We start from the raw sequence: 2,988 nt of genomic DNA, 5'->3' as shown, positions 1-2,988 counted from the left end.
TTTTTTTTTTTTTTTTTTTTTTTTTTTTTTTTTTTTTTTTGTTTTATTTTCAATAAACGCCGCGTACAAGTTCCTGGGGGGGGCGGCTTGCTTACCCCCCCCGCCCCCGCCGTCGTTGCGGACCTCCTGTAGGCTCAAAGCGGACCACGGTCCGGTTGAAATCGCCCGAGAGCCGTAGAGACCCGAAAGACGAGGACCCGACATGACCGCAATCCTGAACGCCGACACCGCCCGTGAGACCACCGCCACCGGCATCACCGGCACCGACGTGGGCCTGCTCATCGCCCGGGTGGGCTTCGGTGGCCTGCTGGCCGTGCACGGCAGCCAGAAACTGTTCGGCTGGTTCAACGGCTACGGCCTGGACGCCACCGGGGCGGCCTTTCAGGGCATGGGCTACGACCCCGGCAAGTTCTTCGCGACCCTCGCGGGACTGAGCGAGATCACCGGCGGTCTGCTGCTGGTGCTCGGTTTGCTGACTCCGCTGGCCGCGGCGATCGCGCTGGGCACCATGCTGAACGCCATCAATGCGACTCGGGGCGGCGGCTTCGCGATGTGGGAGCTGCCCGCGGTCTACGCGCTCGCGTCGGTGGCGATCGCGTTCACCGGGGCGGGCCGGCTGTCGCTGGATCACGGTCGTCCGTGGCACCGTCCGGGTCTGGTCTGGGGTGCGGCGGCGGTGCTGCTGGCCGTGGTGGCCGCGCTCGGCACGCTCGCGGTGAAATAGGCGAAAGCCCTGGAAGTGTGAGTGTCCCCGCGCCGCGTGCAGGGCTTGGCGCGGGGACAACGGACACATCCGATGTGGGAATTGGGGGGTACACCGGAGTATCGAAAGCCAATTTAGTTCCGATCAGAAGTAGAAACCACCCCTGTGACTGTTCTCACAAATGTCATTTCATTTGCGCGACACTATTTGTCAGTCTTTCGAGAGCTTTTGTCACAACTTGGGGATCGGACGTTTCCCAATAGGGCGGCAAAGATGCTCGGAGATAACCGCCGTAGCGCGCCGTGGCGAGTCGCGAATCCAGAATTGCGATAACGCCGCGATCATCCACACTGCGCAGCAAACGCCCCGTTCCCTGTGCTAGCAGCAGCGCGGCGTGATTGGCCGCCACCGACAGGAAGCCATTCCCACCACGCGATTCCACCGCACGTTGCCGCGCCACCAGTAGCGGATCGTCCGGGCGCGGGAACGGAATGCGGTCCAGGATCACCAGACTCAGCGACGGGCCCGGCACATCGACGCCCTGCCACAGCGAAAGCGTCCCGAAGAGTGAGATTTCCGGGTCGTCGGCGAATTTGCGGACGAGCGCTCCGGTGGCGTCGTCGCCCTGACACAGGATTGGCGTATCGAGGCGCTCGCGCAGAATTTCGGTGGCCGCCTTGGCCGCTCGCATGGACGAGAACAGGCCCAGGGTGCGCCCGCCCGCCGCGGTGATGAGCCGCTCGATCTCGTCCAGATACGACTGTGGCAGCCCGTCGCGCCCGGGCGCGGGCAGATGCTTTGCCACGTACAGGATTCCGGACTTGGCGTGGTCGAACGGCGAACCGACGTCGACGGAATTCCAGTGCAGCGCCTTCTCGTCCGAGGGCGCTTCCTTGCCGGTGGCCAGCGCCGGATCCACGGTCGACGCCGAGCGCGGCGGCAGGCCCCAGGTGACCGCCAGATTGTCGAACGAGCCGCCGATCTGCAGGGTGGCCGAGGTCAAAACCACGGTGGCCGTGCCGAACAGGCGGCTGCGCAGCAGGCCGCCCACCGACAGCGGGGCCATGTGCAACGTGCGGCGCGGTACGCCACGCACGTCCTCCGACGCCAGCCAGATGACATCGCGGTGCGCGGCCGGGTCGGGCTCCTCGAAGGTGGTGAGCACCCGCACCGCGGCGTCGTGCACCTCCTCGACGGCGGCCAGCGCCTGATTGCGGGCCGCCGCGCCCTCCGGATCGTTTTGTGCGGCACCGCCGCCCGAGGGGGACAGCGCGGTGCGCGCGTTCCAGGCGGCGTCGCGGATGAGGGCGAGCACCGGGGCCGCGCCGTCGGGCATGCGATCCCAGCGGCCGGGGTTCAGATCGTCGAGCAGGCCGTGCCAGGCCTCGGCCGCGTTCTCCAGGCGGTCGACCTCGCGCTCGTCGATGAGCTTGGTGCAGCGCTTGGCCGCGGCGCTGATGGCGCCGGTGGACAGTTCGGCGGTGGCCACGCCGGTGACCCGGTCCACCAGTTCGTGGGCCTCGTCGATGACCACCACATCGTGTTCGGGGAGTACCTGGATGCCGCTGATGGCGTCGATGGCCAGCAGCGCGTGATTGGTCACCACCACATCGGCCTGCCCGGATTCGGCGCGCGCCTTCTCCGCGAAGCAGTCCTGGCCGAACGAGCAGCGCGACTTGCCCAGGCATTCACGCGAACTCACGCTCACCTGCCGCCAGGCCCGATCGCTCACGCCCGGCGTGAGCTCGTCGCGGTCGCCGGTCTCGGTGTCGGACACCCACTCGTTGAGGCGCTGCACCTCGCGGCCGAGTTTCGAGATCGCGAAGGCGTCGAACAGTTCCGCCTCCGGCTCCTCCGGAATCGCGCTGTTGATCTTGTTGAGGCACAGATAGTTGTTGCGCCCCTTGAGAATCGCGAATTGCGCCACCCGCCCCAGCTGCGGGGCCAGCGCCTCGGACAGGCGCGGCAGATCCCGATCCACCAACTGCCGCTGCAAGGCGATGGTGGCCGTCGACACCACCACGGTCCGCCCGGTCTTCACCGAATGCCGCAGGCTCGGCACCAGGTACGCGAGCGACTTACCGGTACCCGTTCCCGCCTGTACCGCGAGGTGCTCGCCGGTATCGATCGAATGTGCCACCGCGGCGGCCATCGTCTGCTGACCCGTGCGTTCCTTACCCCCCAACGCCTCGACAGCGGTGGCCAGCAACTTCGGTACGGGAGGCAGTTCGGGCACGGCGGCCAGATTACTGCGCCACGCTGACAGCCTCCGCGCAAACCTCGCC

General features: G+C 66.8%; 3 protein-coding genes. 1 reads left to right on the top strand and 2 read right to left on the bottom strand.

Annotation, left to right across the window (positions count from 1 at the left end; genetic code table 11):
* A partial coding sequence (locus ACWELQ_RS42480) for a hypothetical protein (protein WP_452402645.1) occupies positions 1-204 on the bottom strand: 204 nt, incomplete at its 3' end.
* Between ACWELQ_RS42480 and ACWELQ_RS42475 the strand changes: the two genes are divergently transcribed.
* The gene (locus ACWELQ_RS42475; protein ID WP_452402644.1) at positions 203-724 is read left to right on the top strand and encodes a DoxX family protein; all 522 of its coding nucleotides are present in this window, start codon (positions 203-205) and stop codon (positions 722-724) included. The genes ACWELQ_RS42480 and ACWELQ_RS42475 overlap by 2 nt on opposite strands.
* A 163-nt stretch (positions 725-887) precedes the next feature.
* Here ACWELQ_RS42475 and ACWELQ_RS42470 read toward each other — a convergent pair whose 3' ends face one another.
* Positions 888-2,939 (bottom strand): ATP-dependent DNA helicase, encoded by a 2,052-nt coding sequence (locus ACWELQ_RS42470; protein WP_452402643.1) that lies wholly within the window; start codon positions 2,937-2,939, stop codon positions 888-890.
* Between the last annotated feature and the right edge of the window lie 49 nt (positions 2,940-2,988).

The sequence above is a fragment of the Nocardia sp. NPDC004722 genome (genome assembly GCF_053601505.1).
Note: the sequence above shows the minus strand (reverse complement) of the source record. Positions and strands in the feature narration are given on the sequence as shown.

What these genes read in the sequence shown, in the direction of transcription:
- ACWELQ_RS42475 (WP_452402644.1), top strand. Translation starts at nt 203, where the DNA reads ATGACCGCAATCCTGAACGCCGACACCGCCCGTGAGACCACCGCCACC.